Here is a 26,356-nt window from a genome sequence, read left to right as displayed (position 1 = left end):
AGTTAGAGTGGTCGTATGGACGTCCTCGTCGATCCCCGACCGCTGCGCGGCGAACCGCTGTCGCTGGACCTGCTGAACACCCGCTGGCACGACGGCCGGCTCTTCCAGCAGCCCGACGGCCTCGCCGTCTGGCTGGCGTCCAACGGCCTCACCGGCCGCGCACCCGACGAGCCGGCGACGCTGACCGCGCTGCTGGAGGCCCGCGACGCCCTGCTCGCGCTGCGCACGGACCCCCACGACGTCACCGCGCTGAACGCCGTCCTGGCCCACGGTCGGGTGCTGCGCACCCTGGACGCCGACGGACTGCCGCACCAGGAACCCGAAGTCACCGACCCGACCTGGCTACCCGCCTGGCTGGCCGCCGACGACTACCTGCAGCTGCTCGCGCGCGGGCCGCAGCGGATCCGCGAATGCACGCACGAGCGCTGCATTCTCACCTTCTTCGACACCTCGCAGAACGGCCGCCGCCGCTGGTGCGACATGTCCCGCTGCGGCAACCGCGCCAAGGCGGCCCGCCACTACGCGCAACAGAGCCGTCAACCCACGTAGAGGTGCATGCCGACGAAGTCGAAGGTGACGGCGAACGGCTTGAAGAACTCGTGGGTGAAATTGCCGAGGATGTCGAACCCGGTCATGGCCTCCCACGGTGTCGGTCCGACCGAGCCGGGAACGTGCCGGCCCACCGCGTCCCCGATGCTGATCCGGTCCGGGGTGATCGGATAGACCGTGGCCGTACCGCCGTTGACCGGGGTCGGGTCGGACCAGTCGATGGTGATGCCGGCCCGTTCGGCATTGGCCACGCTGGTGTTGAGGCCAATGGCGACAGTGCCGGTGTCCATGACGGCCACCCGCGGACCATAGTCGTTGAGCTTCCCCAGCGTGCAGGGGAGGTGGTCACCGGCCAGCCACAGCGGATGCGGACGAAGCGCGGCGCGAGCCGCCCCGGCCTGGAACGCCCGTTGCTGTGCGGTCGTCCTGCGCCGCAGGACAAGTGCCCGGCCCCGGTAGTCGATCGTGGTCAGGAAGTGGTAAAAGAGCGCGGTTCCGATCGTCCCGGCCGGCACCACGCCGTTCGGAAAGGTCAGAATCGCCCCATCCGTCCAAGTGGCCGGCACGTTGCGCAGTTCGATCGCCCCGATCCGCAGCGTCGGCACGACGCCGAGGAAGGTCGTCACGGTCCTGCCGTTGATGGTGGCCGTCGTTGTGGAGACGGCGCGAAGCCCTGCCTGCTCCGCCGCATCCGTGCTCAGGGTCAGGCCCATGGCGCCGGTGTCGAGGACGAATCTCCCCGCTGCCGCCGCGTTCACCACGGCCTCCACCTGCGGCAGCGGGTCGATGTCGAGGAAGGGCACCCGGGTGGCCTGCGCCCCGTGCACCTGGTACGGCGTACCCGTCACGCTGGCCAGCTGCGCTGCCTGGGCGGCCGGCAGCAGCGGCACGGCCCGGGCGAACGCGTCCTGGCGCACGAAGCAGTCCGCGAGCCGCCGCTGAGCGTTCGCGTCGTCGGGGGCCAGCCGGTGCGCCGCGCCGAGGTAGTGCTCGGCGCGGTCGAAGCGGTTGGACAGCAGGGCGATGTACCCCAACTGCCCTGCGGCGTGCGCATTGTCGGGATCGTCGCGCATCAGCCGGGCGTAGCACCGCTCGGCGGCGGCGAACTGCCCCGACTGGAACAGCTGGTCGGGGTCACCGGTCGGGGCTGCCGGGTATCCCGCGGCGCCCAGCAACGGCAGGACCGCGCTAGCACCGGCGGCCAGGCCGGCCCGTCGTAGAAAGGCCCGCCGACCGAGGCCGTCGCGGACGTGATCGTTCTCCATCGTTCGGTTCATGGCACGACCCTGCCGCGCACCGACCGGCCCGCGCGTCTGGCTGACGTCCAACATCCGCGTCTGTCCAGGGATGTACGACAGAGCGTGGGCCTCCTCCGTACGGCAGATACCGCGCACAGCAGCCGTCCGTAGACTCCCCCACCATGATGGCTCCGGTGGTTGTCGCCCTTCGTGCCGGGATTCGTCGGCCGATGGTCCAGGACGCGGCGCTGGCCTGCGGGTTGTTGGTGGCGTGCCTGCTGGTGAACGACGCGTTCGACCTGGTGCGGGTTCAGGCCGACCGTTCCGTCGGCGCCGGGTGGGGCGGGTCGGGTGCGGTGTGGGCCTGGTGGGTCGCCACGGCGTTCACCGTGGTCGCCGTCACCCTGCGCCGGCGTCGGCCGGTGCCGATGCTCATCGTGTGTGCGGTGTCCACCATCGTGCGGGTGGCCGTGGGCGTACTTCCCACCGTCATGGACCTGGCGGTGCTGGTGCTTCTCTGCACGGTCGCGGCCCGGTGCTCGCGGCTCACCTCACTGCTGGCCCTGGGCGGGCTGCTGCTGGGCGCGGCCTGGCTGATCGGTGGCTCGCCCGTCGATCAGTCGCTGCGGATACCGACCTTGCGGGTGTGCAGTCGCAGTGACGTCCCGTCAGGGCCGACCCGGGCCGGCAGCGTCGACACGTCCTGCCACGACAGCGGCTCCGATCCATGGCGCGGCCTGCCCGTGCTGGGTTCCGGGCTGATCGCCGCCTGGGCGGTCGGGAACGGCAGCCGCAACCGGCGCGCCTACCTCGAACAGCTCCACGCGCGCGCCCAGGACCTGGAACGGGAGCAGGACCACCAGGCCGCGCTCGCGGTGGCCGCCGAGCGCGGACGGATCAGCCGCGAGGTCCACGACGTGGTGGCCCACGGCCTGTCGTTGATCGTGGTCCAGGCACAGGGCGCCGAGGCCGCGCTGGACAACCGTCCCGCCGACACCCGCGCCGCCCTGCAGACGATCGTCAGCACAGGACGCGACTCCCTGGCCGACATGCGCCGGGTGCTCGGCGCGCTCGGCGAGGTGGAGGACGCCTGGCATGCGCAGTCCGGGCTGGCACGCCTGCCGAGCCTGCTCACCCGGGTACGGGACGCCGGCACGCCGGTGCACCTGCGGATCGAGGGATCCCCGGCCGCGCTGCCGTCGCCGGTCGACCTGTCGGCGTACCGCATCGTGCAGGAGGCGCTGACCAATGTCATGAAGCACGCGGGCCCCGGCGCGAGCGCCGATGTGGTCGTCTCCTACAGTGACACCGAGATCACCATCGAGGTCGGCGACGACGGCAAGGGCCCCACCAGCGACGGCGCGGGCACGACCGGCAGCGGCAACGGGCTGCCGGGCATGCGCCGGCGGGTGACCCTGCTCGGCGGCCACCTCAGCGCCGGACCCGGCGACCGGGGCGGGTTCGTCGTACGGGCCGGTCTCCCCATCCACCGGCAGCGGGGGTGATGCCGAGTGATACGCGTCCTGCTCGCCGACGACCAGGCACTGGTCCGCACCGGCTTCCGAATGATCGTGGAGAACGCTCCCGACATGGCGGTCGTCGGTGAGGCGGGCGACGGGGCCGAGGCCGCGGCCCTGGCAGCCGAACTCCGCCCGGACGTCGTCCTGATGGACGTCCGCATGCCCGATGTGGACGGAGTCGAGGCGACCCGCCGCATCTGCGCCGACGGCGCGAACAGTGCCCGGATCGTGATCCTGACCACCTTCGACCTGGACGAGTACGTCTACGCCGCCCTGCACGCCGGTGCCAGCGGATTCCTGCTCAAGGACACCCTCGCGGCCGACCTCCTGTCGGCCGTCCGCGTGGTGGTCCGCGGTGACGCGGTGGTGGCCCCGAGCGTCACCCGACGGCTCATCAACCGCTATGTCGGCACCCTGCCCACGCCCCTCACCCCCACCCCGGCGCCCGGCCTGGAGGCGCTGACCGAGCGCGAACGCGAGGTCCTGGCACTCATCGCCCGGGGCCTGTCCAACACGGAGATCGCCGCACGCATCCACGTCACCGAAGGAACCGTCAAAACCCACGTCAGCCGCGTCCTGGCCAAACTCCAGCTCAGGGACCGGGTGCAGGCCGTGGTCTACGCCTACGAATCCGGACTCGCGCGGCCCAGCGGCGCTTTCGACCGCTGAGGCCGCACGGGAACGGGACCGGGAACGGGACCGGTGTCCAGGCCAGCGTTCAGCGTTCTGCCAGCAGTTCGCGCAGGCTCGCTTCGATGAACGCGGCCGCTTCCGGGTCGGCGCCGCCGCCCGCCAGGTGTCCCCAGAGGCCGGGGATGACGCGGAGCCTGGCGTCGGACATCTGCCGGACGGTCCACTCCTCGTCCTGGGGTGGGAAGTAGAGGTCCCGCTCCGAGGGCAGCACCAGCGCCCGCGCCTTGACCGAGGCGAGTGCGGCCACGGTGTCGCCGTCGAATCCCGGGGTCCGGCCGACGTCGGCGTGCTGCCAGGTCCAGACCATGGTGAGCAGGTCGTTGGCGTCCCAGTCGCCGAAGTTGGCCTCCCAGAAGCGGACGAGGAAGTCCTCCAGGGTGGCGAACCCCAACTGCTCGTACAACCGCTCCCAGTAGAACGCCTGGGACAGCCCCCAGCCCGCGTAGACCCGGGAGAAGGCGCGCAGCCCGGTACGTGGCTGGTCCTCGTAGTCGCCGTCGCAGAACGCCGAGTCGGCGGTGAGGGCGGCCCGGATCCCTTCCAGGAACACCTGGTTGTGCGGGCTGGTGCGCGGGGACCCGACGATCGGGGCGATGCGCTCGACCATGTCGGGGTGGCTGACCGCCCACTGGTAGGTCTGCCCCGCGCCCATCGACGCGCCGGCGACCAGTACCAGGCGCTCGATCCCGAACCGCTCCGTCACCAGCCGGTGCTGCGCGGACACGTTGTCGTGGATGGTCACCTCGGGGAAGCGGCCCCGGTCGTAGGGCGCAGCGGTGTTGCTCGGCGAGCTGGACAGCCCGTTGCCGAACAGGCCGGGCACGATGACGAAGTAGCGATCGGTGTCCAGCGCCTTCCCGGGGCCGATGAGCCACTCGTTGGCCGTGTGCGTTCCGGCGAACCAGTGCGGGGAGACGATCGCGTTCGAGCGGTCCGGTGCCAGCTCGCCGTAGGTCCGGTACGCCAGCACCGCTCCGGGAAGCGTTCCTCCGTGCTGGAGCGGGAAGTCACCCAGGTCAAAGGTCTCGTATTCGATCACGTTCGCCAGGATATGCAGACGGCCGGGGTCCGTGCAGGAGTGAGCGGCCCCGGGCGCGGTGGGTGGAACCGCGTCCGGGGCCGCCGACTGCGGTCAGCTGGCGGTGCAGCTGAGGGTGGGTGTGCCGTTGGTTCCGCTCCAGGTGCCCTGGACGCCGAAGGTGGTGTTGCCGCCTGCGGGGATGGCGCCGTTGTAGCTGAGGTTGGTGGCGGTGACGGCGCTGCCGGTCTGGGTCAGGGCGGTGTTCCAGTAGCTGGTCTCCTGCTGGCCGTTGGGCCAGGTCCAGGTGACGGTCCAGCCGTGGGTGGCCGCGGTGCCCTTGTTGGTCACGGTGACGGTGTCGGTGAACCCGGGGGTCCACTGGTTGGTGACGGCGAGTGCGGCTGTGCAGCCGCCGGTTCCACCGCCGCCGCCTCCGGACGCGGCCTGGGTGGTCGCGGTGGCGCTGCCGGATGCGGGAGAGAGGTTTCCGGCGGCGTCGAATGCCTTGACCGTGTAGGTGTAGGCGGTGGAGGCGGTCAGTCCGGTGTCGGTGTAGGAGGTTCCTGCGGTGGTGCCGACCAGCGTCCCGCCCCGGTACACGTCGTATCCGGTGACGGCGGTGTTGTCGGTGGCGGCGGTCCAGCTGAGCGAGGCGGTGCTGCTGGTGGTGCCGGTGACCGTGAGGCCGGTCGGTGCGCTGGGCGGCGTGGTGTCTCCGCCGCCACCGCCGCTGCCGGTGGTCGTGGCGGCGAAGGAGAAGCTGCTGGTGCCGAGTCCTTGGCCGCCCTGCCAGATCTCGAAGCCGGCCTCGGCGTCGATCAGGTAGTGCGCCGGGTTGACCGAGCCGCGTGAGACCGCGTCGCTGATCAGGGATTTGACGTCGAGTCCGGTGACCGAGGTTCCGCCGCCCTGCAGCACATAGGAGATGATCTTCCATGAGGTCTGCTGGCCGGTCCAGACGTTCCAGTTGTGGCCGGCGGCCGTGGACGTCCCGGTCTGCGACCCGAAGGGCTGGACCCCGCCGCGGCTGTTGAGCCAGATCATGATCTCGGTGCCGTCGGGCTGCCCGGTGGTCGTGGGGGTGGAGTTGATCCACAGGTCGTAGGCCACGTCGTAGGCACCGGAGGCGGGTTGGACCGTGCTCCAGGACGAGGTGGCGCTGCCGAGCTGGCTGATCTGGATCGGCAGCCCGCTGCCGGTGGTGCAGGCACCCCAGTGGCAGCCCTTGTAGAGCGAGGGGTAGGTGGCCGGGGGTCCACTGGTGGTGAGGTTGAAGTTCGCGGTGGACACCGACCAGGCGGTGCCGCCGGTGGCGGTGACGCACTGGGAGGCGCTGGAGTTCCACTCGTTGGACTGCAGGGTGTACTCGCCGTTGTTGATCGGCAGGGTGCCGGTCGCGGTGCAGACCGACGTACCGTCGGCGGCGTGCGCGGCGGGGCTCGCGGCGAGGGGGGTGACCAGCGCGGCCAGGGCCATGATCAGCAGGGACACCCTGAGGCGTCGGATCGGGTCGAGCCGGAGCAGGAGGAGCCGGGGTCGGAGGTGCACGGGATGGTCCTTCCCGGGTGGGGGATGAGGGCGGTCCGCAGGGGTGGTGCTCCGGGCGCACGCGTGCGCGGTTTTCCGCGTGCGCCCGGAGGTCGGTGGGGCCGGGGTCAGCCGCAGGGGGTGCCGTTGAGGGTGAACCCCGACGGTGCGGCGTCGCTGGCGGCCCAGGTGCCCTGGAAGCCGAAGCTGACATCGGCTGCGGGGGCGATCGTGGAGTTGTAGGCGAGGTTGACGGCGGTGACCTTGGTGCCGCTCTGGGTGAGGGCGGTGTTGTAGGAGTTGGTGACCTTCTGGTCCCCGCCGAAGGTGAAGCCGAGGCTCCAGCCGTTGACGGCGGCGGTGCCGGTGTTCTTGATGTCGACCACGCCGTTGAAGCCGCCGGCCCACTCGCTCTGCAGGGTGTAGGTCACCTTGCAACTGCCGGACGCCGTCGGGCCGGTGGTGGGTGTGGCGGACGCGCTCGCCGAGGCGCTCGGGCTCCCGGCCCCGCTCCCGGCCAGCGGGAACTCGATGCCGTTGAGCGCGGACTGCTTGGCCGCCGAGACCGGCGTCGGGTCGTAGCCGTTGTCCAGCAGTGCGTACGGGTCCTCGCCGTTGAGCGCCCAGTAGGTCCAGCTCAGGCTGTTGCTCTTGATGTAGCCGACCAGGCTGCTGAACCACTGGCCCTGGGATCCGGCCGTGCTGTCGGCCGCGTCGGTGGCCGCGTTGGGGGTGCCGAACTCCCCCACCCAGACCGGGGCGATGCCCTGCTCGGCCAGGTAGCCCCAGTGCTTGTCCCACACCGCCGCCAGACTGGCCGGGGTCGTGGTGGAGTTGAACCAGCTCTGCGCGTACTCGTGCGGCCCGTAGTCGTGGGCGGAGTAGACGACATGGCCGGGCGAGGTCAGCGTGACCGGGTAGGCGGCGGCGCCGTCCAGGTTGCCGCCCCACCAGTCGGTCGAGTAGCCGCCGCTGACCGTGGCGTCGGGGTAGTTGCTGATGCCCTCGACGAAGACCAGGGCGCCGGGGTCGTCGGCGAGGACCCGGTTCCCGGCGGCCTCCGCAGCCAGCCGCCAGTCCGTGGCGGGGTCGCCGCTGCCCCAGGTCGCGCCGGCCGAGTAGGCGGTGTAGGCGGGGGTGTGCGGCTCGTTGCGCAGGTCGAAGCCGATCACGGTGGGGTTGCCCGCGTAGCGCTTGGCCATGGTGTCCCAGTCCGCGAGCCAGGCGGAGTTCGGGTAGGCGCTGGTGTACCAGAGACCGTTCTGCTCCGCGCTGTTGCCGGCCTCGGAGCGGTGGTCGTCGAGGATGATCCGCAGGCCGTCCTGGCCCGCGTAGGCGACGATCTTGTCGAGGATCTGCAGTGAGGTGAGGCCCTTGAGGTCGGTGTTGATGGGGCCGGTGCTGCCGTAGTAGCCGAGGTTGGTGGGCACCGGGTCGGTCTCGACCATCTGGTTGGAGAAGGGGATCCGGATGGTGTTGTAGCCCAGGTTCCTGATGTCGTCGATGACGGCCTTGTAGTCGGCGCTCCAGAGCCCGTGGGCCACCGCGTCCGGGGTCTCGAAGCCGTACCAGTTGATGCCCGCGATGCGCACGGTGTTGCCCCCGGCGTCGAGGATGCGGCTGCCGGAGGTGTGCCAGTAGCCGGCGCCGACCGCACCGGCGGCCCCGGCCGACGGCGAGAGGGCGACGGCCGCCCCCAGCGCGGCCCCGACCGCGGCCAGGGCCAGCCCGATCCGCAGCGAGGTACGGCCCGCCAGATATGGGAGCGCTCCCAGTCTCGTTGACACGTCAGACCCTTCATGGATTGGGTGAAAGGTGGCGACCGCGCACGAGCAGGGAGTGGGGCAGCCATCGGTTCAAGTCCCGCAGCCTCACCGCACTCGTTGCGCCGTCACATATCAAGACAGGCCCATGAATGACCGTCAAGAGGTCTCACTGCGTTCATTTGTCGAACGCGCGTCAGCCCTCGGCCGAGCAGCAGGCTTCATCCGATGTCGACCACCCGCGCCCACTGCGGCGGCGCATCCGGTACGTAGTCCGGATTGCTCTCGTCCCAGGACCGGGCCGAGGGCTGCCGGGGAAACAGGCCCACCACGGTCCGGCACGGCGGCCGGGAGGCCGGCCAGGGCGTCTGACCGTCGGTCAGCACCACTACGACGTCGGGGCGGGGCCGGGCCCGGAGCACCCGGGCGAAGCCGGCGCGCAGATCCGTGCCTCCGCCGCCGACCAGCGGGATTCCCTCGGCCCGGCACAGCGGGACCACGGTCCGGGCCGCCGCGTCGCACGACAGCACCGAGACCAGGTCCCGACGGCCGCCCACCGCACGGGAGATGGCAGCGACCTCGAGCAGCGCGCTGCCCAACTCGGCGTCGCTGACCGACCCGGAGGTGTCGATGACCACGGCGACCCGGGGCGGCCTGCGCCGCAGGCTCGGCAGCACCGCACCGGGTACCCCGGCCGAGCGGCGCGAGGGTCGTCCGTAGGTGTAGTCCTCGCCCACGCCGGGGGCCGAGGCCGCCGAGCGGACGGCTGCTCCCAGCAGCGCCCGCCACGGCTGCGGCGGGTGGAACGCCTCCTCCGCCCAGCGCTGCCATCCCTTCGGGGCGCTTCCGGGACGGCCGGTGATGCCCTGCGCCACCCGGAACCGGACCGCGTCCCGTTCCTGTTCGCTGAGCCCGTGCGCGCCGTCCGGCCCCAGGTCCCACTCCCGTTCCAGACCGTCTGCGCCGCTGCCGCAGTCCAGCCAGGCCATGCCCTGCGTGAAGGGACCGAGCCGGAACTGACGCAGGTAGTCCTCCATCAGCTCCCCCGCGGACAGTCCCAGGCTGCTCGGCAGGACGGCATCCCTGGGCCGGACCAGCCCGTGTCCGAACACGTCGTCGTTGATCTCGCAGTCCGCGGCGATGTTCATCCGCAGCCGCTCCCCCGGCCCGGTCAGACCGTGCTCCCGCGCGAACCGGTCGCTGCGTCCGTGGTGATCGCGCAGCAGGTGCGACACCTCGTGCACCCACACCCCGGCCAACTCCTCCACCGGCGTGCGTTCCACGAACGCCGGTGCGGCGTAACACCGCCAGTGGCGGTCCACAGCCATCGTCGGCACCTGCCGCGACTCCACGGTGTGCAGCGCGAACAGCGCGGTCGCCAGGTAGGGCCGGACCCGGGCGGCGTGCAGCCGGGCGGCGAAGAGCTTGTCGAGGTCCAGTGTCCCGGTCTCGGCCGGTCCTGTCGCGGCCGTGTTCATCGGCGGCCCTTGGCAGCCGCAGCGGCCTGGTCCGCGCGTCGGGAGAGGGCCACCGCTCCGGCGAGGCGTTCGATGGCTGCCGGCACGTCCCAGTCCTGCCGCCGCAGCGACGCGAGGGTGGTGGCCGGGACCACGACCAGGTCCGGGGCGCCGGTCTCCATCGCCCGGACCAGGAGCGTCCAGGCCGCGTCCCAACGGGACCGCTCCGGGCGCTCGCGGACCGCGGCCACCACGCTGTCGAGCACGGCCTGGCGCAGGTCCCCCCGCTCGGGCAGGGCGGCGCCGATCGGGTCGGCCAGGACCGTCTCGGGGTCTGGGAGGTCCATCCGGTCCAGGCTCGCCAGCAACTCCAGCCCGGGTCCGTCCCCCACGGTTCCCCTGACCAGCAGCGACAGCACGTCCCGGGAGGAGCCGGCCGCGGTGGCGAAGGCGATCAGATACAGCGTCATCTCCCAACTCCGCGGCGACGGCCAGGGACCGCCGCGTCGGGTCTCGGTGCTGGGCAGCCGGTGCACCAGCGCCGGGCGCGCCGAGAGCAGCCCGCACACCGCGCGGCGGGCGAAGGCCACGGCGTCCGGCAGCCGCTGCGGGTCCAGCCGGGGCAGTGTGGCCCGGGGCCAGGTGCCGCCGAGGCCGCGGACCACGACCTCGTGCTCGTGGGTCCACTGCAGGTGGACGAAGCGGTTGGCCAGCGGCGGGCTCAGCTCCCAGCCGTCGGCCGCCGAGGAACGCGGGTTCGCGGCGGCCACGATCCTCACCCCCGGCGGCAGTCGCAGCGCGCCGATGCGTCGTTCCAGGACCAGCCGGAGCAGGGCGGCCTGGACCGCCGGCGGCGCGGTGGACAGCTCGTCCAGGAACAGCAGCCCTCGTCCGGCTCGTACCAGTCGCACGGCCCAGTCCGGCGGGGCCATCGGCACGCCGTGCTCGGCCGGATCGTCCCCGATCACGGGTAGCCCCGAGAAGTCCGACGGCTCGTGCACGCTGGCGATGACGGTGGTCAGCGGAAGGTCCAGGGCCGCGGCGAGCTGGGTCAGGGCCGCGGTCTTGCCGATGCCCGGCTCACCCCACAGCAGTACCGGCAGGTCGGCGGCGACCGCCAGGGTCAGCGCCTCCAGCTGGATGTCGGCGCGCGGTTCGGTGCCGGCGTCGCGCAGCAGGGTCAGCAACTCTGCGGCGACGTCGAGTTGGGGGATGTCAGCCAGGTCGGCGAGGGTGTCGGGGGCGGCGGACAGGGCGTGTGCGGGCATGTTTGATCACCTTTGGGATTCGTGACGGGTCGAGTGGGCGCGCGCGAAAAGGGGCCGGACTCCCGGTATCCGGCCCCCGGTCAGAAGAAGGCCGTGTGGCGCACTCTCGGGCGGGGATCGTGAGAACAGCGACGCTTCGGGCGGATCCGGCCGGACCCGGATCCCGCTTGGGGACGGGGACCGATCAGACCTGCTCTGAACAGTCCGTAAGTGATCCGCTGCTGTGCGGCGGCCTCCAGTTCGTCCCGCAGATCGCCGCTGCGCAGCAGTGCGTCGGGCCCCAGCAGGCCCTCGACGACGGCCAGCGCACCGGCGGTGTCGCCGTGGTCCAGGCGTTCCCGCACGCCGGTGAGGCAGTCCGGACGACGATGCGCCTCGTCGATCGCCTGCAGGCAGGGCAGCGGGGTGCCGGTGAGCGCGACCAGCAGTTCCTCCCGGCGGATCTCGGCCGGGTCGTGGTCCAGCGGCGCGAGTACTCCGTCGACCAGGCCGATCCGGTGCTCGGCTCCCCGGCACCGCACCAGTCGCGGCTGCTCGCCGGGCCGGTCCGCGGCCCGGCCGGCAGCGGTGCGCGCCTGTTCGGGGGCGAGGGCCGAGGCGACCAGCGGGTGCAGCCGATCGGCCCCGATCGAACCGGTGCGGAGCAGTTGCAGGTCGGGCAGCACCCAGGTCGCCGCGTCAGGCAGGATCGGTGGCGTACCGGCGCCGCTGCCGGACGGGATCGCGATCCGCAGGGCCGGCGGCCCGGAGCTCTCCGGCCGGGATTCGGCCAGTTCCAGGAGCAGCCGGTGACGCCGGTCGATCCGCACGGCGACGGTGCCTTGGGACCGTCCCTCGGACCGGAGCAGGATGGCGGCCTCGGCCGCCCAGCGGTCGACGGCGCATGCGTGTCCCTGCGGCAACAACCCCGACAGCCCGGGGTCCGGCTCGGGACCGCGGTCGCCGAGCCGGTCGGCGCCGGACCTGATCCGCAGCTCACCGACTCTTCGCGCGTCCCAGAGAGGGCGGTGCAGGTCCAGGCGGAACCGCCGGTCGGGGCGCGGATGCGGATACGAACGGCGACGGACGAGGTCCTCGCTGCGGGACGGGTCCCACAACGCGAGGCTGATCCGTTGGCCGGCATCGGCCCAGGCCGGCGCGGTCCGGGCGACCAGCTGCAGCGGACCTGAACCTTCACTCCCCGCTGCCTCGTAGCGGGCCAGGGCGACGGTCAGGCCGGGGCGCAGCAGTCCGTCCGGAGCGATCCTCGGCATGTGCCAGCGCAGCAGGTCGGGCGCCAGATGGCGGAGGTCGTCCCGCACCAGGGCCGCGCATTCACGGCCGTGACTACGGGCCACGGAACGGAGATCGAGGTCCACGTCGATCCCTGCCGCAGCGCACGCACCGGCCCAGTCGCCTGCGCGACGACGGGCTGTGGCCGTCTCGATCATGGAGGGCGGCACGGCGTACTCGCGTACGCGCAGCCAGAGGGAGAGACGCTTGAAGGCGTAGGAGGGGTCGATGTCCCGATTCGCGGTCTGAGTGAGCATCAGCACTCACCTTGCGCGGACGGGACCCCCGATCTGATCGCAGAGTGATTCGTCATCGCCGGGAGCATACCGATCCCGATCCTGCTCTGCCAGGGATTTCCGGCCGGAGGGCTGTGCGGTCCCGCCGGCCGGTTCCTCAGCGGAGCCTGGAGACCTGGTAGTGGCTGATGTACCAGCCGTCCGCCTGCTGACGGACCACCAGGCTCAGGTACACCGTGAGCGTCGGCCGGTCGGTGAACGAGAAGTCGACGGTCTGGTAGCCCAGCACGAGGCCCTCGCCCAGTTGCCTGGTCTCCAGGATCCGGTACTCGGCGGTCATCCCGAGCGGTTGGGAGGCGTAGTAGTCGGCGACGCCCTGCCTGCCGACGCTGTAGGGGTGGAGCCCCTGGAAGATCGCGTCCTCGGTGAAGCCGGCGGCGACCTGCTCGGGCTGGTGGGCGTCGACGGCGGCCTTCCACGCGTCCAGGACACCGCGCAGGACCTTCTCGTTGTCCGCTGTGCTGTTCATCGGCTCTCCTCCTCGGAGATGATCGGTCGTCAGGGCCCTGCTCGGGGTCACCGCCCGGCGCTCTGGCCTCCGTCGACGTGCAGGATCTCGCCGGTCACGAATCCGGCGTTCTCCAGGTACAGGATCGCGTCCACCACGTCCTCGATCTCGCCCATCCGGCCGAGCGGATGCAGCGTGGCGAGGTCGGCGTGCGTCTCGGCCGGGTGCATCGAGGTGCGGATGATGCCCAGCGCGACGGTGTTGACCCGGATGCCGCGGGAGGCGTACTCGATCGCCAGCGACCTGGTGACCGCGTTCAGGCCGCCCTTGGTCAGCGAGGCGAGCGCCGAGGGCACGTGCGAATCGGCGTGGTCGACCAGACTGGTGGAGACGTTCACCAGGTGGCCGCCGCCGCCCTGCGCGAGCATCGCCGCGACGGCGCTGCGGGAGATCTCGAAGAAGCCGCGGAGGTTCAGGCCGGCCACCGCCTGGAAGTCCTCGTCGGTGTACTCGGTGAACGGCTTGGCGACGAAGATCCCCGCGTTGTTGACCAGCGTGTCGATCCGCCCGAACCGCGCCAGTGCCTGCTCGACGAGGCGGGCTCCCACACCCGGCTCGGCCAGGTCGCCACGCACCGTCAGCAGCCCCGGATCGTCGGACGGCTCGATGGAGCGCGACGTCGCCACGACCGCGTACCCGAGCTTGCGGTAGGCGGTGACCAGGGCGGCGCCGATGCCCTGGGAGGCGCCGGTGACGACGGCGACGTGCTGCGTGGTGTTGCTCATGACCAGGTGCTCGCTTCCACGATCGCCGGGGCGACCTCTTTCGCCCGGCTCTCGCTACGAGTCTGCGCACGGCCCGCCTCCCCCGCCACGACAGAAATGCTCCCTGGTGGTAGCCCCAGCCTCGCACCGCACTTCACGCCGTACGGAGAGACCGAGCTACACCGCAGCCAGCAGGTCGAGCGAGGCCCGCCACAGCCGGGCGGCGTTGTCGGCATCCAGGGCGTAGTCGGCGACACCGCGACGAATCCCGGGCTGGTGCGGTCCGGCTTCGTTGCAGTCCTCGAAGTAGCGCCCTCCGACGCCGTCCAGCAGCGGGGAGGCAGCCAGCAGCACGGAGGTGGCGGCGCCCTGCTCCACGGTCTTGACGGAGACGCCGGTGCTGTTGGCGTTCCCCGGAGCGAGAGCCTGCGGGGAGGGTTCCATATGCCGCATCAGGCGGGTGGAGGGGATGCGGCCGGGGTTCAGTGCATTGGCGGTGATGCCGTCGTCGGCCCAGCGCCGGAACGCCTCCACGGCGAACAGAATGTTGGCGGTCTTGGACTGGCCGTAGGCGGCCCATTCGTTGTACGGACGGCGTTCGAAGTTGAGGTCCTCGAAGTCGACGGGTCCGTCGATGTGGCCCACCGAGCTGACCGCCACGATCCGCGCCGAGCCGGCCTCGGCCAGTGCCCGGTGCAGGCCCAGGGCCAGGGCGAAGTGACCCATGTGGTTGGTGGCGAACTGCAGTTCCCAGCCCTCGGCGCTACGCCGCAGGTCCGGAACGGCCATGACCCCGGCGTTGTTGACCAGAACGTGCAGCGGGCCGCTCCACCCGTCGGTGAAGGCCCGTACCGATGCCTGGTCGGCGATGTCCAGGCGGCGGACCAGCGGGTGGGCGCGTCCGGTGGACGCGGCGATGTCCGCCGCGGTCCGGTGGCCGGCATCGGTGTCCCGCACGGCGAGTGTCACCTCGGCGCCTGCCGCCGCCAGGCTGCGGGCCGTCTCGACGCCGATGCCCGAGGACCCGCCGGTGACCACGGCACGCCTGCCGGTCAGGTCGATTCCCGCGACGACTTCGGCAGCCGTGCTGGTGGCACCGAACGGTGTGGTGATCAGGCTCTCACCCATGGCACTCCTCGTTCCCTGGCAGTGCGGCGGAAGGACCGGCCTCATCACCGGAACCGCGTCCGCTCAGCAAATGGCACCGGAACCCTGTCCGGTTTCGACGGGGCCCGATTCGCCCCGACCTCCAGGAGACCATGTGCCCGCCCGGGATCCTGGTGTCGCGTACGGTGCGGCGGCAAGGCCGACCGTGAAGATCGCCCACGTCCGCCTCGGGACGACCCGGCCCGGCGTGACGGGGCGTCTGGCGACTCCGTCGGCTACGGCCTCAGGGCGCTGCCGGTGGCCTGGTCGTGCGTGGTCATATAATCCGTTTCATGATCGAGAGCGCTGTCATCGGCAAGGACCTTGCGCCCAGTGGCGTCTTGCGGGTCTCCGTCAACCTGGGAAATCCGGTCCTGGCGCAGGGCACGCCGGAGGCTCCGTCAGGTGTCACAGTCGACATCGCGCGGGAGGTCGGCGCGCGGCTGGGCCTGCCGGTGGAGCTCCTCTGCTTCGACGCGGCGCGGAAGTCCTACGAGGCGATGGCGACCGGCCTGGCCGACATGTGCTTCCTGGCCGTCGAGCCCGCGCGTGAGGCCGAGGTCGCCTTCACCGCACCGTACGTGGTCATCGAGGGGGTGTTCGCGGTGCCCCAGGACTCGGCCATCACCACGGTGGCCGATGTCGACCGGGCCGGCGTGCGCATCGGCGTCAAGCGCGGCTCCGCGTACGACCTCTACCTCACCCGGACGCTCCAGCACGCGGGCATCGTGCGCGGTGCGGACGGCGAGGACGGTGTCGACGCGTTCCGCGCCGGGGGCCTGGAGGTCGCGGCCGGGATCAGGCAGCCCATGACCGAGTTCGTCGCGGCGCATCCGGAGTACCGCCTGATCGAGGACCGGTTCATGCAGATCCAGCAGGCCGTCGGCACGACCAGGACCCGACTGCCCGAGACCGTCGGTTTCCTGCGCGACCTGGTCGAGGAACTGAAGGCGAACGGCTTCGTCGCCGAGGCCCTGCGCCGGGCCGACCAGTCCGACACCCTGGTCGCCCCGCCGGCTTAGACCCCTCGGCGATCGTCCCCCGGCCCGGGATACTGGTCGCCCATGGATGAGGTCCAAGTCGTCGTCGCCCATTCCGAGCGCGCCACCCTGCGCGTCGGCGACGTGTTCCTGAAGGTGGACGCCGATCAGGCGCGCCTCGACGTCGAGGTCGAGGCGATGTCTCTCGCGCCGGTGCCGACCCCGGAGGTGCTGTGGTGCAAGCCGTCCGTGCTCGCGATCGCCGCGCTCCCGGGGACGACGCTCGGGCGCCTCGGCGGGCCGTCGACCGGGTCGCCGGCGGCGTGGGCCGCGGCGGGCGCCGCCATCCGTAAGCTGCACGACGCGCCGCTGCCGCCGTGGCCCGGCCGGGCCGGGCGGAGCATTGCCGCGTTGACGGCGGAACTCGACGACGAGTGCGGGTTGCTGGTGACGAACGGCCTCCTGCCCGCTGACCTGGTCACCCACAACCGCCGCGTCGCCGAGGCCGCGCTGCGGCCGTGGACTCCGGCGTTCACCCACGGCGACCTGCAGATCGCCCACGTCTTCGTCGACGGCGACGAGGTCACCGGCATCATCGACTGGTCCGAGGCGGGCCGGGGAGACGCCCTGTACGACCTCGCCACCTTCACGCTCGGACACGAGGAGCACCTCGAAGACGTCGTCGCCGGCTACGGCACCGACATCGACATCGACATCGACGTGATCCACGCCTGGTGGTCGCTGCGAAGCCTGCTGGCGGTTCGCTGGCTGGTCGAGCACGGCTTCGACCCGTTCGCGCCGGGCTGTGAGGTCGACGCCCTGAGGTCCCGGATGTGAGACGGCGGACCTGGCTAGGCTGCTGGTCATGAATACGACCCTGACCAGCGGCGGGAGCCGTGAGCCCGTCATCCTCGACGTGAAGGAGCTGACCTCCGATCCGGACCTCGGAGCCCGGTTTTCGGAGTCGGCCCATCGGATCCTGGCGGACCTGGTCCGTGGAGGTGCGGCACTCGGTTGGGTCGAACCGCCCTCGCCCGAGGAGGTGTCAGAACTCCTCGGCCATGTCACATCTGCGGTGCACGCCGGTGACGCCGGCCTGCGTGCCGCGTACGTCGACGGTCAGCTGGTAGGGCTGGGGTACTGGCTGCGCTACGCGCGACCGACCCATCGTCCGCACGCCGATCTGGAGAAGCTCGCGGTGGACGCTGCCGCCCATGGTCGTGGCATCGGTAGGGCACTGACCGCGGCCTTGATCGCTGACGCCAGGGAGGCGGGTATCGAGGTCCTCACCCTGGACGCCCGTGGCGACAACAGCAATGCCCTGCACCTCTACCGGTCGCTGGGCTTCACCGAATACGGCCGCCTGCCCGACTTCGTCGCCGTCGGCACACGCCGCTTCGACAAGGTCCTCTACCTGCTGGACTTCCGTCAGGAGGACTGACGCCACGCCTACGGGTTGCCGTCAGAGCGACTTGGGACGGGCGCGCCGTCGGCGGACGGCCCCGGAGCGGCCATGGCCGCCTGGTTGAGAACTCTAGAGTGTGATCCAGTAGCGCCGTACGGGGCCGATCTCGGTGTCCTGGATGCTTCCGAGGACTCCCCCGTGGTGCTCGATCGTCATGGCCGAAGCGATGTTGTCGACCTCGCAGACGAGCAGGACCTGGTCCAGGCCCTGGGTCCGGGCCTCTTCGAGCATTCCGCCCAGGGCCCAGCGGGCCAGGCCGCGGCGGCGGGAGGACGGGCGGATGCCGTAGCCGATGTGGCCGGCCCAGAGCACGAAGTCGTCCGCTCCGTGTCGCAGCGCTATCGCGCCGTGCACCCGGTCGCCCTCGACGATCCACCGGTAGGTGCAGCACCACTGGTCGGCGTGCGCCGGATCCGAGTCGGCGGCCAGCCGGGCCACCCAGGCGGCGAACCCCTCCGGCGATTCGACCTCGTCGGAGGGCAGCAAACCGAAGCCGTCCTCGTGTAGGCCGGGACCCCACTCCCGGTGCGCCTCCAGCCAGCTGGCGTGCAGGCGGATTGTGGGCGCGATCAGCTCAGGCATGGGGTGATCATTTCACGGTGCCGGGGCCGGGCGACGGCATTCGGCGATACCGCAGGACGGCTGCGCTGCCGTCACCAACTACCGGAGTGCCAGGGCAGTTCACGGCGCAGCCGGGCGACGGCGCCGTGCATCGCCGAGGGGTCCGGTTCGGTGTCGTCCATCGGGTCCTCGGGCTCGGGCTGGTAGGTGAGGTCCTGCCAGATCTGCCCGATCGGGTCAGGAATCCGCTCGGCCGGATCGTGCTCCAACGGGAAGTGTCCGAGTGCCCTGAGGGTCTCGGCGGAGCTGGCCCGCAGCTGCGGTTCGCCGTTCCAGTCCTCGGAGCCGTCCAGCAGTTTCCGCAGCGCGTCCGGCGTCACCTCGGACGGTTCCCGGCCGCTCTGGTGGGCCAGCACGTACAGGGACAGGGACAGTGTCTGCAGGTCCACCTCGGCGGTCGGCGCCGCGTCGCCTTCCCAGGCCGGTGCCTGCAGTTCGGCCGCTCGGCGCACCGCGGCGCACCAGGCCGGAGGGGCCGGAGCGGATGTCAGACGGTCGAGCGCATCGGACAGGGTCCGCTGCACCACGCGGTGCGGATCGATCTCGCTGCCGGCCAACGGACCTTCCCTCCTGGACGCGGGATCATGACCGCCGCCGAGCCTATCCCGGTGCGGCCCGGCCACGGTGCCGCCGGGGCCGCGCGTCGGGGACCAGGTCGGCGGAGCGGTGTCAGGGGTTGGTCGGGATCCGGTACACCGAGACGTGGGAGCGCGACTCGGCGGTGAACTCCGTCCCGGTCCAGTCCGCCTGCCTGGACTCCAGCTCGAATCCGGCCAGTTGAGCCATGAGGTCCAGTTCGGCCGGCCAGATGTAGCGGTGCTTGCTGCGGTAGAGCCGGGCCTGCCGGCTGTCGTCGAACGAGAAGTGGTGCGACACCAGGTGCTGCCGAACCACGTCGTAGGTGTCCAGGCCGATGTAGCCGGGCTGGACGTCGAAGAGCGTCCCCTGCTGTCCCGGTGGGAGCGTGCGCAGGTCGGGCACGCCGAGCTCGATGACGAAACGGCCGCCCGGCGTCAGATGCCGTGCGGCGTTGCGGAAGCAGGCGACCTGCTCGGCCTGGGTGAGCAGGTTGGAGATGGTGTTGTAGACCAGGTAGACCAGCGTGTACTCCCCCGGGGCCGTGGCGGTGGACATGTCGCCGACGATCACCGGGATCGTCGCCTCGTCCACCTTGGTCCGCAGCTGTTCGATCATCGCGAACGACAGTTCGACGCCGGTCACCGGCACCCCCCGCTCGACGAGCGGCACGGCCACCCTCCCCGTTCCGACGGCGAACTCCAGTGCGCGGCCGCCTGCGGCGAGCCCGGCGAGGAAGGCCACCGTCGGAGCCAGGACCTCCGGGGAGAACATGCCGCTGCCCGGCGTGTCATAGCGCTGGGCGGCATCGGCGTCCCAGGTCTGCTGTTGCTCCATGCCGTCCACGATCGCCGCAGCCGCCCGCGCTGTCCACCGGATTTATGCCCGGCGGAATTGCTTCGACGGATTCGCGGACCCCGCGCGGAAATACGCCGGAGAACAGCATTCACAGGCAATGTCAACCGTATTCATCGACTGGCTTTTCCGCATTCCGCGTGATATCTGATGTGCCATGGGAAATGATTCGACCGACACCGATTGGCGAGTCGATCGGCGCTGCACCAACTGCGACGCCGCCCGGCAGCTCGCGCCCGGCCTGGTCGCCGAGGTCGACGGCCGCTCCGCGGTGGTCCGGCAGCCGCGCACCGAGGCCGAGGCAGCAGCGCTGCACGCCGCAGCCTTCGCGTGTCACACCCGCTCGATCAGATTCGGCGCGCGGGGACCGGACCCCGCCCTCGATCCGTTCCCGCTGCGCCTGGCCGAGTACGTGTACCTGTGCGGGCACAATTCGCCGCACACTGCCGGTGCCAACTCCTATCTGCTGCGCCGGCCCGCCGGAAACCTGATGATGATCGACACACCGCGCTGGAGTTCCGCCCTGGCGACGAAATTCGCGGCGGTCGGAACGGTGACCGATGTGCTGCTCACCCACCGCGACCACGCCGCGCACGGCCGGGCCTACGCCGACCGGTTCGGCGCCCGGCTCTGGATCCACGAGGGCGACCTGGCCGCCGCGCCGGACGCCGACGCGGTCCTGCGCGGCACCGAACCCGTGGAGATCGCCGAAGGGGTCACCGCGCACCCGCTGCCCGGGCACACCGAGGGCAGCGTGCTCTATCTCGCCGACGACACCTACTGCTTCAGCGGCGACAGCTTCTACTGGTCCCGGTCCGACGCCGATCTCGCCGTCGCCGAGTCGGTCACCTGGTACTCCATCAGCGAACTGGCCGCATCACTGACCCGTACCGCGCCACGGATCCGCTTTAGCTGGCTGCTGCCGGGCCACGGCGACCGCAGGCAGCTGCCGGCCGACGACTTCGCCCGCCGCCTGCACGACCTGGCCCGCCGCACCGCACAACTCCCGGACCGATCGGTCGACTTCACCGCGCTGCGCTGGTGATCGATCCGCACGCCCAACGCCGCCAGCCGGCGCCGGACGGGGATCAGCGCGGTCCCGGGGTCCAGGACGGGTCGCGGCCGAGCAGGGCGAGCAACCGGTCACCCTGCGGGGCGTCCTCGGGGACGACGAGCCGGCGCCGGAACGCGGCACCGGGTCCGCGGCCCTCGTCGGGGACCAGCGCGGCCACCCGCAGCGCGGCGGCGGTGAGTTCGGCGGAGGGTTCCCAACGGGCGCCGATGGTCGCCGCGACGTCCCAGGCGTGCGCCACGTAGTCGACCATGTGGAAGCCGATCGCGATGCGCCCGGGGATGGCGAAGCCCTCGCCCACCTCCGGCAGCACGAACTGCCGTTCCAGTACGTCGTCGGCGGCGAACGCCTCGGTGACCTGGTCCGCCGACGCCGCGAACGCTCCGGCCGGGTCCTCGCCGAGTTCGCCGTCACGCCACACCGCCCACTCCTTGCCGCCGCCGCGGGCCGATGCGGCGAACCCCTCGTTCTGGCTGACCAGATGGCGCAACAGGCCGTACAGGGTCCAGTCCGCGCACGGCGTCGCCGACGCAAGCTGGTCGGTCTTCACCCGGGAGACCAACTCCCCGGTCAGCGACAGTGCTTGACGGTCCAGTTCGCGTATGTCCATGGGCCGAGCGTACGGTCGCGCAGCGGTTCGGCTCCAGAGCCAATAGGCTGCCGATCGATTGAGCCAATTGCCGGGCCGGAACGGACGGAGCGGAACGGAGCGCCGAGTTGGACGTGCACGTCAGCCTCGACGGGCAGCGTGACCTGTCCGGCCAGATCTACCGTCAACTGCGCACCGCCATCCACGAGGGGCTGCTGCGGCCCGGCGACCCGCTGCCGCCGACGAGGGAGTTGAGCCGACGCCTCGCGGTGGCCCGCAACACCGTCGCCGTCGCCTACGACCGGCTCGTCGCCGAGGGATACGCGGACAGCAGGGTCGGCTCCGGTACCTATGTGCGCACCACCGGACTGCCCGCCTCCGGGTCCGGGAGCGCCACCGAGCCCAGCGGCCCGGGGCTGCGCCCGCGCGCCCTGTGGGCGGGCCTGACCCCCTGGGCGCCGCCGCAGGTCCGGGCGCCGACGCACGACTTCCGGGTCGGCCTGCCGGACGCCCGGCTCTTCCCCTACGACACCTGGCGGCCGCTGATGGCCCGGGAACTGCGCCTGTCCGCGGCCGCGGCGGCCGGATACGGCGATCCGGCCGGCCACGCCGGGCTGCGGGCCGCCGTCGCCCGGCGCATCGGACTGTCCCGCGGCGTGCGGACCGGCCCGAGGGACGTGCTCGTGACCACCGGAACACAGCAGGCCCTGGACCTCGTCGGACGGGTGCTGCTCGAACCGGGCGACCGGGTGGCCGTCGAGGATCCCGGCTACCCGCCGGCCCGGCTACCCTTCCTGGCGCAGGGCGCCGAGGTCTGCGGCGTGCCGGTGGACGCCGAGGGCCTGCTGGTGGAGGCCATCCCGCCGGGCACCCGCGCCGTGTACGTCACCCCGGCCCACCAGTTCCCGCTCGGCATGCCGATGTCCCTGCGGCGCAGGACCGCACTGCTGCAGTGGGCACGGCGGCACGGTGCGGCGGTGATCGAGGACGACTACGACAGCGAGTTCCGCTTCGGCGGACGGCCGGTGGAGACGCTGCAGAGCCTGGACCGGGACGGCCACGTGATCTACGTGGGGTCGTTCTCCAAGGTGATGCTGCCCTCGCTGCGCATCGGCTTCCTGGTGGCACCCGCTCCGCTACGCACCGCGCTGCGCACCGCCAAGTACACCGTCGACTGGCACACGGCGGTCCCCGCCCAGGCGGCACTGGCCCGTTTCGTCGACGACGGGCTGCTCGCCCGGCACGTCCGCCGGATGCAGCACACCTACGCGGCCCGGCACCAGGCCGTCATGCGCGCGCTCGCCGATCGGTACCCGGACCTCGCCGAACTGGTGCCGTCCGCCGCCGGCCTGCATGTGACCGCCTACACCCGGGGCCGTCTGGCCGACCCCGACGCCCTCGCGGACCGGGCCGCCCTGGCCCGCGCCGCCGGCGTGGCGGTGCACACCCTGGCGGAGGTCGCCGCCGACCCCTGCACGCGCCCGGGCTTGGTCCTCGGCTACGGCTCGATCAGTGCGCCGGACATCGAACCGGGCCTGCACCGCGTGCTCGGCGCACTCCCACCCACGACCTGACCGCGTCCGTCCGGAGTGGCTGTCAGATACGCGGTCGTGGGCGGCGTCTGCCGGTGATGGTCAGCCGCCAGCGGACTTCGCCGCCGGCCGGGACCTCGGCGGCGTCGTCGGGCCCGGCCGCGGCCAGGTCGAAGACCCGCCCGAGCATCGGCTCCACGCCGACCGACCGGTAGGGGGTCGGCTGCGGGAAGCCGTTGAGGTTGCGCCACAGCGCGACTGAGCCGGGCTGCTCATGGGCGTCGAGTTCCAGCTGCAGCTCGTCCTGCCCGTCCACGACCACGACCCGGGTGGTGGCGACGACGGCGCCGACCGCGGTGCCGTCCTCGGGTTGCAGGCGGTCCAGGGCGTGGCCCTGCAGCAGGGGCCAGCGGCCGGGAATCCAGTGCGCGCCCTCGTCCGGGTAGAGCCGGGTGGGCGTCGCGTCGCGGATGTGGATCCGGGCGCTCGGCGAGAGGTCCAGCAGGGCGTGGGCGGCCCACAGGAAGCGGTATCCAGGGTCGGCGGCCAGGGTGTAGTCCACCGTCGCGGTCGGGCCGCTGGTGCGGATGCGGCGGGTGAGCCGGAACTGCGGGCACTCCACGCTCTCCTGGCCGTCGCCGCGCTGCCAGGGCCGGGACCAGGCGTCTCCGTGGTCCGGTCGGCCGCGCACGGTCGGCAGGCACTCCTCCAGGCCGCCGGCGTCGGCGAAGCCGTCCCCGGGGCGGATGCCGGCGCGGCGTGGTTCGTCGCGGTGCCACAGCCATTCGCGGCCGTGGACCCGCAGTGAGGTCCAGCGGCCCCCGTGGTCGGGATCGGTGCGGATGCGCATGCCGCTGTCCGATGGGTCGCTGGCCGATGGATCGCTGCCCGGCGGGTCGCTGCCCGGTACGGCGTCCGTGCGGGTCACCACTCGGCGAAGGAGCCGTCGGCGTGGCGCCAGACCGGGTTGCGCCAGGCGTGGCCGCTGCGGTCCGCGGCGAGGACCGCCTTCTCGTCCAGGGTGATGCCAAGGCCGGGCAGGTCGGTGCGGTGCGCATGGCCGTCGGTGAAGCGGAACGGTTCGGCGTCCACCAGGTAGGACAGCAGGTCGGCCTCCTTGTTGTAGTGGATCCCCCGGCTCTGCTCCTGGATCAGGAAGTTCGGTGTACTGAAGGCGACTTGGAGGCTGGCGGCCAGGGCGATGGGTCCCAGCGGGCAGTGCGGTGCCAGTTGCGCGCCGAAGGTCTCGGCGAGGGAGGCGATGCGGGTCACCTCGGAGATCCCTCCGGCGTGGGAGAGGTCGGGCTGGGCGACGGCGATGCCGGCGGACAGCGCGGGCAGGAAGTCGGTGCGCGAGTACAGCCGCTCACCGGTGGCCAGTGGTACCGGGGTGGCGTCGACCAGGCCGGCCAGCAGGTGGGACTGCTCGGGCAGCACCGGCTCCTCGACGAACAGCGGGTGCAGCGGTACCAGTTCGTGCAGCACCCGGCGGGCGTTGGCGGCGCTGAAGCGGCCGTGGAAGTCGATCGCCACGTCGCGGTGCGGCCCGAGGACCTCGCGGACGGCGGCGACCCGGTCGACGACCGCGGCGGTCTGCGCAGGGGTGGTGATCGGCGCGGTGCGGCCGGCGCCGTTCATCTTCACCGCCGTGAACCCCGCCTCGACCTGGGCCTGGACCTGCTCGCGCAGTTGCGCGGGCTCGTCACCGCCCACCCATGCGTAGACCCGCACCCGGTCCCGGACCGGGCCGCCGAGGAGTTGGTGGACGGGCACGCCGAGGGCCTTGCCGGCGATGTCCCAGAGCGCCTGGTCGAGGCCGGCGACGGCGCTGGACAGGATGGGGCCGCCCCGGTAGAAGCCGCCCTTGGTCAGCACCTGCCAGTGGTCCTGGATCCGCAGCGGGTCCTGGCCGATGAGGTACTCGCTGAGGACGTCGACCGCGCTGCGGACCACTTCGGCGCGGCCCTCGACGACCGGCTCGCCCCAGCCGACGACGCCGTCGTCGGTCTCGATGCGGCAGAACAGCCAGCGGGGCGGGACGAGGTAGGTGTCGATTCGTGCGATCTTCACTGGTCCTGGGTGTCCTTGTCGTCGTGGCTGCCGTGGATCTTGTCCAGGTCGCGCATGGCCTGCGTGAGCAGGGATTTCATGGCCCGTTCGGCGGCGTCGGGGTCGCCGGCGCGGACCGCGTCCAGGACCGCCCGGTGGCTGGGCACCGGGTCCTCGCTGTGCGGGGCGCTGTGCACGATCTGGTCGCGGTGCGCCAGCCCGGACTCGATGACCATCTCCATGCGTTCCAGCAGCTCGTTGTGAGTGGCCGTCAGCAGTGCGCGGTGGAAGGCGAGGTCGGCCTCGATGGCGTGGGCGGCATCGCCCTCGTGCCCCATCGCCTCCAGGGCGGTGGCGAGGGCCTGGAGGTCGGCGTCGGTGCGGCGTTCGGCGGCGAGTCGCACCGCGGCGGGTTCCACGATGCCGCGGACCTCGCCGAGGTTGCGCAGCAGCGCCACGTCGACGGCGGAGCCGGTGCTGCTGGCGAACTGCCAGCGCAGCACGTCGGCGTCGAGCAGGTTCCACTGGGCCCGGGGGCGTACGAAGGTGCCGCGTTTCTGCCGGGCGTCGACCATGCCCTTGGCGGCGAGCACCTTGAGCGACTCGCGCAGCGCGGTCAGGCTGACGTCCATCTCCTGCTGCAGGGCGACCATGTCGAGCGTGGCCCCCTCGGGGAGCGACCCGCTGAGGATCTTCCGGGCCAGGGTTTCGACGGTCTGACCGTGCACTCCGCGACGTGCGTACGGCTGCATCTGCTGTCTGCCTTTTTCTCGGGGTCGGGTCGGGTCGGGTCGGAGATCGGAGGTCGGAGCTGGTGCGGTGCGGTTCGGTGCGTTGCATTGCGGTGCGTTCAGGCCGAGGATTTGACGACGCTCCAGCCGCCGTCAACGAGCAGGCTGGATCCGGTGATGTAGGAGGCCTCGCCGCTGGCGAGGAACGCGATCGCGGCGGCGACCTCCTCGGGGGTGCCGAAGCGGCCCGCCGCGGTCTCGGCCACGCTGCGGGCGCGGTCCTCCTCGGAGACACGGTCCCAGGCCGCGGTCAGGATCGGCCCCGGCAGGATCGCGTTCACCCGCACCGCGGGCCCGTACTCGACGGCGAGCTGCCCGCACAGCGACAGCAGCGCGCCCTTGCTGGCCGCGTAGGCGGGGTGTCCCGGGATGCCCTTGTGCGCGTGCACCGAGGAGGTGAGCACCACCGCGCCGTCGTGCTCGCGGAGGTCGGGCAGCGCGGCCTTGAAGCCGAGGAACGCCCCGGTGAGATTGACCGCGAGCTGCTGCTGCCAGGAGGCGAGGGAGGTGGCGTGGGCCGGGGCGACGTGGACCGTGTAGGCGTTGCTGACCAGGACGCCGACGGGTCCGAACCCGTGGGCGGCTTCCACCACCCGCTCCCAGTCCGCCTCCTGGGAGACGTCGGCGCGTACGAAGCGGGCCCGGCCGCCGTCCTTGCGGATGCCGGCGGCGGCGTCCTCGCCGCGCTCGGCGTCGATGTCGGCCAGGACGACCGAGGCGCCCTCGGCGGCCAGACGCGCGGCGCCGGCCGCGCCGATGCCGGAGGCGGCACCGGTGACGACGGCGACGCGGTCGGTGAAGCGGGCCGCGATGTCCATGGGAAGTGGGGTCTCCTTCGGGAGCGGGTGATCCGGGCGGGTTGAC

Annotated in this window: 26 protein-coding genes; 8 read left to right on the top strand and 18 right to left on the bottom strand. The window is 71.9% G+C overall.

The window, feature by feature from the left end:
• The first annotated feature begins 15 nt into the window (after positions 1 to 15).
• Entirely contained in the window at positions 16 to 549 is a 534-nt protein-coding gene (locus ABUW04_RS10245) for a CGNR zinc finger domain-containing protein (RefSeq protein ID WP_380564204.1), read from the top strand.
• Here ABUW04_RS10245 and ABUW04_RS10240 read toward each other — a convergent pair.
• Positions 537 to 1,826, bottom strand: coding sequence for an aspartyl protease family protein (locus ABUW04_RS10240; RefSeq protein ID WP_380564203.1), 1,290 nt, complete (start codon positions 1,824 to 1,826; stop codon positions 537 to 539). The two genes, ABUW04_RS10245 and ABUW04_RS10240, sit on opposite strands and share 13 nt — an antisense overlap.
• A gap of 143 nt (positions 1,827 to 1,969) precedes the next feature.
• Between ABUW04_RS10240 and ABUW04_RS10235 the strand changes: the two genes are divergently transcribed.
• Both ABUW04_RS10235 and ABUW04_RS10230 read left to right on the top strand, forming a co-directional pair.
• Entirely contained in the window at positions 1,970 to 3,292 is a 1,323-nt protein-coding gene (locus ABUW04_RS10235; protein ID WP_380564202.1) for a sensor histidine kinase, read from the top strand.
• A 6-nt stretch (positions 3,293 to 3,298) separates the two neighbouring features.
• Positions 3,299 to 3,976 (top strand): response regulator, encoded by a 678-nt coding sequence (locus tag ABUW04_RS10230; protein WP_380564201.1) that lies wholly within the window; start codon positions 3,299 to 3,301, stop codon positions 3,974 to 3,976.
• A 49-nt stretch (positions 3,977 to 4,025) separates the two neighbouring features.
• Here ABUW04_RS10230 and ABUW04_RS10225 read toward each other — a convergent pair whose 3' ends face one another.
• The 9 genes from ABUW04_RS10225 to ABUW04_RS10185 all read right to left on the bottom strand — a co-directional run bounded on the left by ABUW04_RS10225 (position 4,026) and on the right by ABUW04_RS10185 (position 14,944).
• The gene (locus ABUW04_RS10225; RefSeq protein ID WP_380564200.1) at positions 4,026 to 5,039 is read right to left on the bottom strand and encodes an alpha/beta fold hydrolase; all 1,014 of its coding nucleotides are present in this window, start codon (positions 5,037 to 5,039) and stop codon (positions 4,026 to 4,028) included.
• A 93-nt stretch (positions 5,040 to 5,132) separates the two neighbouring features.
• Entirely contained in the window at positions 5,133 to 6,569 is a 1,437-nt protein-coding gene (locus tag ABUW04_RS10220) for a GH12 family glycosyl hydrolase domain-containing protein (protein WP_380564199.1), read from the bottom strand.
• A 107-nt stretch (positions 6,570 to 6,676) separates the two neighbouring features.
• The gene (locus tag ABUW04_RS10215; RefSeq protein WP_380564198.1) at positions 6,677 to 8,335 is read right to left on the bottom strand and encodes a cellulase family glycosylhydrolase; all 1,659 of its coding nucleotides are present in this window, start codon (positions 8,333 to 8,335) and stop codon (positions 6,677 to 6,679) included.
• Between the two features lie 197 nt (positions 8,336 to 8,532).
• Positions 8,533 to 9,789 (bottom strand): vWA domain-containing protein, encoded by a 1,257-nt coding sequence (locus tag ABUW04_RS10210; RefSeq protein WP_380564197.1) that lies wholly within the window; start codon positions 9,787 to 9,789, stop codon positions 8,533 to 8,535.
• Positions 9,786 to 11,036 (bottom strand): AAA family ATPase, encoded by a 1,251-nt coding sequence (locus ABUW04_RS10205; protein WP_380564196.1) that lies wholly within the window; start codon positions 11,034 to 11,036, stop codon positions 9,786 to 9,788. Before ABUW04_RS10205 ends, ABUW04_RS10210 begins: the two co-directional genes overlap by 4 nt.
• Positions 11,037 to 11,116: 80 nt before the next feature.
• Positions 11,117 to 12,565 (bottom strand): hypothetical protein, encoded by a 1,449-nt coding sequence (locus tag ABUW04_RS10200; protein ID WP_380564195.1) that lies wholly within the window; start codon positions 12,563 to 12,565, stop codon positions 11,117 to 11,119.
• Between the two features lie 136 nt (positions 12,566 to 12,701).
• Positions 12,702 to 13,073 carry a YybH family protein gene (locus ABUW04_RS10195; RefSeq protein WP_380564194.1) on the bottom strand — a complete coding sequence of 124 codons (372 nt, stop codon included), beginning with the start codon at positions 13,071 to 13,073 and terminating at the stop codon, positions 12,702 to 12,704.
• Positions 13,074 to 13,120: 47 nt separating this feature from the next.
• Positions 13,121 to 13,837 (bottom strand): SDR family NAD(P)-dependent oxidoreductase, encoded by a 717-nt coding sequence (locus ABUW04_RS10190; RefSeq protein ID WP_380564193.1) that lies wholly within the window; start codon positions 13,835 to 13,837, stop codon positions 13,121 to 13,123.
• A gap of 156 nt (positions 13,838 to 13,993) precedes the next feature.
• Positions 13,994 to 14,944: an SDR family NAD(P)-dependent oxidoreductase gene (locus ABUW04_RS10185; RefSeq protein ID WP_380564192.1), complete on the bottom strand. Its 951-nt coding sequence runs from the start codon at positions 14,942 to 14,944 to the stop codon at positions 13,994 to 13,996.
• Between the two features lie 311 nt (positions 14,945 to 15,255).
• On the opposite strand from ABUW04_RS10185, the gene ABUW04_RS10180 reads away from it, so the two are divergent.
• The 3 genes from ABUW04_RS10180 to ABUW04_RS10170 are packed head-to-tail and all read left to right on the top strand — an operon-like array spanning position 15,256 to position 17,383.
• The gene (locus ABUW04_RS10180; RefSeq protein WP_380564191.1) at positions 15,256 to 15,984 is read left to right on the top strand and encodes a transporter substrate-binding domain-containing protein; all 729 of its coding nucleotides are present in this window, start codon (positions 15,256 to 15,258) and stop codon (positions 15,982 to 15,984) included.
• A 42-nt stretch (positions 15,985 to 16,026) separates the two neighbouring features.
• Positions 16,027 to 16,779, top strand: a complete 753-nt coding sequence (locus ABUW04_RS10175) for a phosphotransferase family protein (RefSeq protein ID WP_380564190.1) — start codon at positions 16,027 to 16,029, stop codon at positions 16,777 to 16,779.
• A 28-nt stretch (positions 16,780 to 16,807) separates the two neighbouring features.
• Positions 16,808 to 17,383, top strand: a complete 576-nt coding sequence (locus tag ABUW04_RS10170) for a GNAT family N-acetyltransferase (RefSeq protein WP_380564189.1) — start codon at positions 16,808 to 16,810, stop codon at positions 17,381 to 17,383.
• A 93-nt stretch (positions 17,384 to 17,476) separates the two neighbouring features.
• Here ABUW04_RS10170 and ABUW04_RS10165 read toward each other — a convergent pair whose 3' ends face one another.
• The 3 genes from ABUW04_RS10165 to ABUW04_RS10155 all read right to left on the bottom strand — a co-directional run bounded on the left by ABUW04_RS10165 (position 17,477) and on the right by ABUW04_RS10155 (position 19,441).
• Positions 17,477 to 17,989 (bottom strand): GNAT family N-acetyltransferase, encoded by a 513-nt coding sequence (locus ABUW04_RS10165; protein WP_380564188.1) that lies wholly within the window; start codon positions 17,987 to 17,989, stop codon positions 17,477 to 17,479.
• 71 nt (positions 17,990 to 18,060) lie between these two features.
• Positions 18,061 to 18,585: a hypothetical protein gene (locus ABUW04_RS10160; RefSeq protein ID WP_380564187.1), complete on the bottom strand. Its 525-nt coding sequence runs from the start codon at positions 18,583 to 18,585 to the stop codon at positions 18,061 to 18,063.
• 112 nt (positions 18,586 to 18,697) lie between these two features.
• Positions 18,698 to 19,441 carry a class I SAM-dependent methyltransferase gene (locus tag ABUW04_RS10155; RefSeq protein ID WP_380564186.1) on the bottom strand — a complete coding sequence of 248 codons (744 nt, stop codon included), beginning with the start codon at positions 19,439 to 19,441 and terminating at the stop codon, positions 18,698 to 18,700.
• Positions 19,442 to 19,616: 175 nt separating this feature from the next.
• On the opposite strand from ABUW04_RS10155, the gene ABUW04_RS10150 reads away from it, so the two are divergent.
• Positions 19,617 to 20,504: a 4Fe-4S domain-containing protein gene (locus ABUW04_RS10150; RefSeq protein ID WP_380564185.1), complete on the top strand. Its 888-nt coding sequence runs from the start codon at positions 19,617 to 19,619 to the stop codon at positions 20,502 to 20,504.
• 43 nt (positions 20,505 to 20,547) lie between these two features.
• Here the strand turns inward: ABUW04_RS10150 and ABUW04_RS10145 are convergent, their stop codons facing one another.
• Positions 20,548 to 21,141, bottom strand: coding sequence for a TIGR03086 family metal-binding protein (locus tag ABUW04_RS10145; RefSeq protein WP_380564184.1), 594 nt, complete (start codon positions 21,139 to 21,141; stop codon positions 20,548 to 20,550).
• 113 nt (positions 21,142 to 21,254) lie between these two features.
• Here ABUW04_RS10145 and pdxR point away from each other — a divergent pair, with 113 nt between their 5' ends.
• Positions 21,255 to 22,694: a MocR-like pyridoxine biosynthesis transcription factor PdxR gene (gene pdxR, locus ABUW04_RS10140; RefSeq protein ID WP_380564546.1), complete on the top strand. Its 1,440-nt coding sequence runs from the start codon at positions 21,255 to 21,257 to the stop codon at positions 22,692 to 22,694.
• A 22-nt stretch (positions 22,695 to 22,716) separates the two neighbouring features.
• On the opposite strand, the gene ABUW04_RS10135 is transcribed toward pdxR, so the two are convergent.
• From ABUW04_RS10135 to ABUW04_RS10120, 4 genes are all read right to left on the bottom strand, one after another.
• Positions 22,717 to 23,502, bottom strand: coding sequence for a hypothetical protein (locus ABUW04_RS10135; RefSeq protein ID WP_380564183.1), 786 nt, complete (start codon positions 23,500 to 23,502; stop codon positions 22,717 to 22,719).
• Positions 23,503 to 23,576: 74 nt separating this feature from the next.
• Positions 23,577 to 24,722, bottom strand: coding sequence for a galactonate dehydratase (gene dgoD / locus ABUW04_RS10130; RefSeq protein WP_380564182.1), 1,146 nt, complete (start codon positions 24,720 to 24,722; stop codon positions 23,577 to 23,579).
• Positions 24,719 to 25,453: a FadR/GntR family transcriptional regulator gene (locus ABUW04_RS10125; RefSeq protein ID WP_030254900.1), complete on the bottom strand. Its 735-nt coding sequence runs from the start codon at positions 25,451 to 25,453 to the stop codon at positions 24,719 to 24,721. The genes dgoD and ABUW04_RS10125 overlap by 4 nt, the downstream gene beginning before the upstream one ends.
• Positions 25,454 to 25,551: 98 nt before the next feature.
• Positions 25,552 to 26,310 (bottom strand): SDR family NAD(P)-dependent oxidoreductase, encoded by a 759-nt coding sequence (locus ABUW04_RS10120; RefSeq protein ID WP_380564181.1) that lies wholly within the window; start codon positions 26,308 to 26,310, stop codon positions 25,552 to 25,554.
• Between the last annotated feature and the right edge of the window lie 46 nt (positions 26,311 to 26,356).

It is taken from the genome of Streptacidiphilus jeojiensis (assembly GCF_042510965.1).
In the GTDB taxonomy this organism is placed as follows: Bacteria; Actinomycetota; Actinomycetes; order Streptomycetales; family Streptomycetaceae; genus Streptacidiphilus; species Streptacidiphilus jeojiensis.
This window is presented reverse-complemented; position numbering and strand designations above follow the sequence as displayed.

Excerpts from the sequence above, each read along its gene's own strand:
- ABUW04_RS10245 (WP_380564204.1), top strand. The coding sequence starts at position 16 with ATGGACGTCCTCGTCGATCCCCGACCGCTGCGCGGCGAACCGCTGTCG.
- ABUW04_RS10240 (WP_380564203.1), bottom strand. The coding sequence starts at position 1,826 with ATGAACCGAACGATGGAGAACGATCACGTCCGCGACGGCCTCGGTCGG.
- ABUW04_RS10235 (WP_380564202.1), top strand. The coding sequence starts at position 1,970 with ATGATGGCTCCGGTGGTTGTCGCCCTTCGTGCCGGGATTCGTCGGCCG.
- ABUW04_RS10210 (WP_380564197.1), bottom strand. The coding sequence starts at position 9,789 with ATGAACACGGCCGCGACAGGACCGGCCGAGACCGGGACACTGGACCTC.
- ABUW04_RS10205 (WP_380564196.1), bottom strand. The coding sequence starts at position 11,036 with ATGCCCGCACACGCCCTGTCCGCCGCCCCCGACACCCTCGCCGACCTG.
- ABUW04_RS10200 (WP_380564195.1), bottom strand. The coding sequence starts at position 12,565 with ATGCTCACTCAGACCGCGAATCGGGACATCGACCCCTCCTACGCCTTC.
- ABUW04_RS10195 (WP_380564194.1), bottom strand. The coding sequence starts at position 13,073 with ATGAACAGCACAGCGGACAACGAGAAGGTCCTGCGCGGTGTCCTGGAC.
- ABUW04_RS10190 (WP_380564193.1), bottom strand. The coding sequence starts at position 13,837 with ATGAGCAACACCACGCAGCACGTCGCCGTCGTCACCGGCGCCTCCCAG.
- ABUW04_RS10185 (WP_380564192.1), bottom strand. The coding sequence starts at position 14,944 with ATGGGTGAGAGCCTGATCACCACACCGTTCGGTGCCACCAGCACGGCT.
- ABUW04_RS10180 (WP_380564191.1), top strand. The coding sequence starts at position 15,256 with ATGATCGAGAGCGCTGTCATCGGCAAGGACCTTGCGCCCAGTGGCGTC.
- ABUW04_RS10175 (WP_380564190.1), top strand. The coding sequence starts at position 16,027 with ATGGATGAGGTCCAAGTCGTCGTCGCCCATTCCGAGCGCGCCACCCTG.
- ABUW04_RS10170 (WP_380564189.1), top strand. The coding sequence starts at position 16,808 with ATGAATACGACCCTGACCAGCGGCGGGAGCCGTGAGCCCGTCATCCTC.
- ABUW04_RS10165 (WP_380564188.1), bottom strand. The coding sequence starts at position 17,989 with ATGCCTGAGCTGATCGCGCCCACAATCCGCCTGCACGCCAGCTGGCTG.
- ABUW04_RS10155 (WP_380564186.1), bottom strand. The coding sequence starts at position 19,441 with ATGGAGCAACAGCAGACCTGGGACGCCGATGCCGCCCAGCGCTATGAC.
- ABUW04_RS10150 (WP_380564185.1), top strand. The coding sequence starts at position 19,617 with ATGGGAAATGATTCGACCGACACCGATTGGCGAGTCGATCGGCGCTGC.
- ABUW04_RS10145 (WP_380564184.1), bottom strand. The coding sequence starts at position 21,141 with ATGGACATACGCGAACTGGACCGTCAAGCACTGTCGCTGACCGGGGAG.
- ABUW04_RS10135 (WP_380564183.1), bottom strand. The coding sequence starts at position 23,502 with ATGCGCATCCGCACCGATCCCGACCACGGGGGCCGCTGGACCTCACTG.
- ABUW04_RS10125 (WP_030254900.1), bottom strand. The coding sequence starts at position 25,453 with ATGCAGCCGTACGCACGTCGCGGAGTGCACGGTCAGACCGTCGAAACC.
- ABUW04_RS10120 (WP_380564181.1), bottom strand. The coding sequence starts at position 26,310 with ATGGACATCGCGGCCCGCTTCACCGACCGCGTCGCCGTCGTCACCGGT.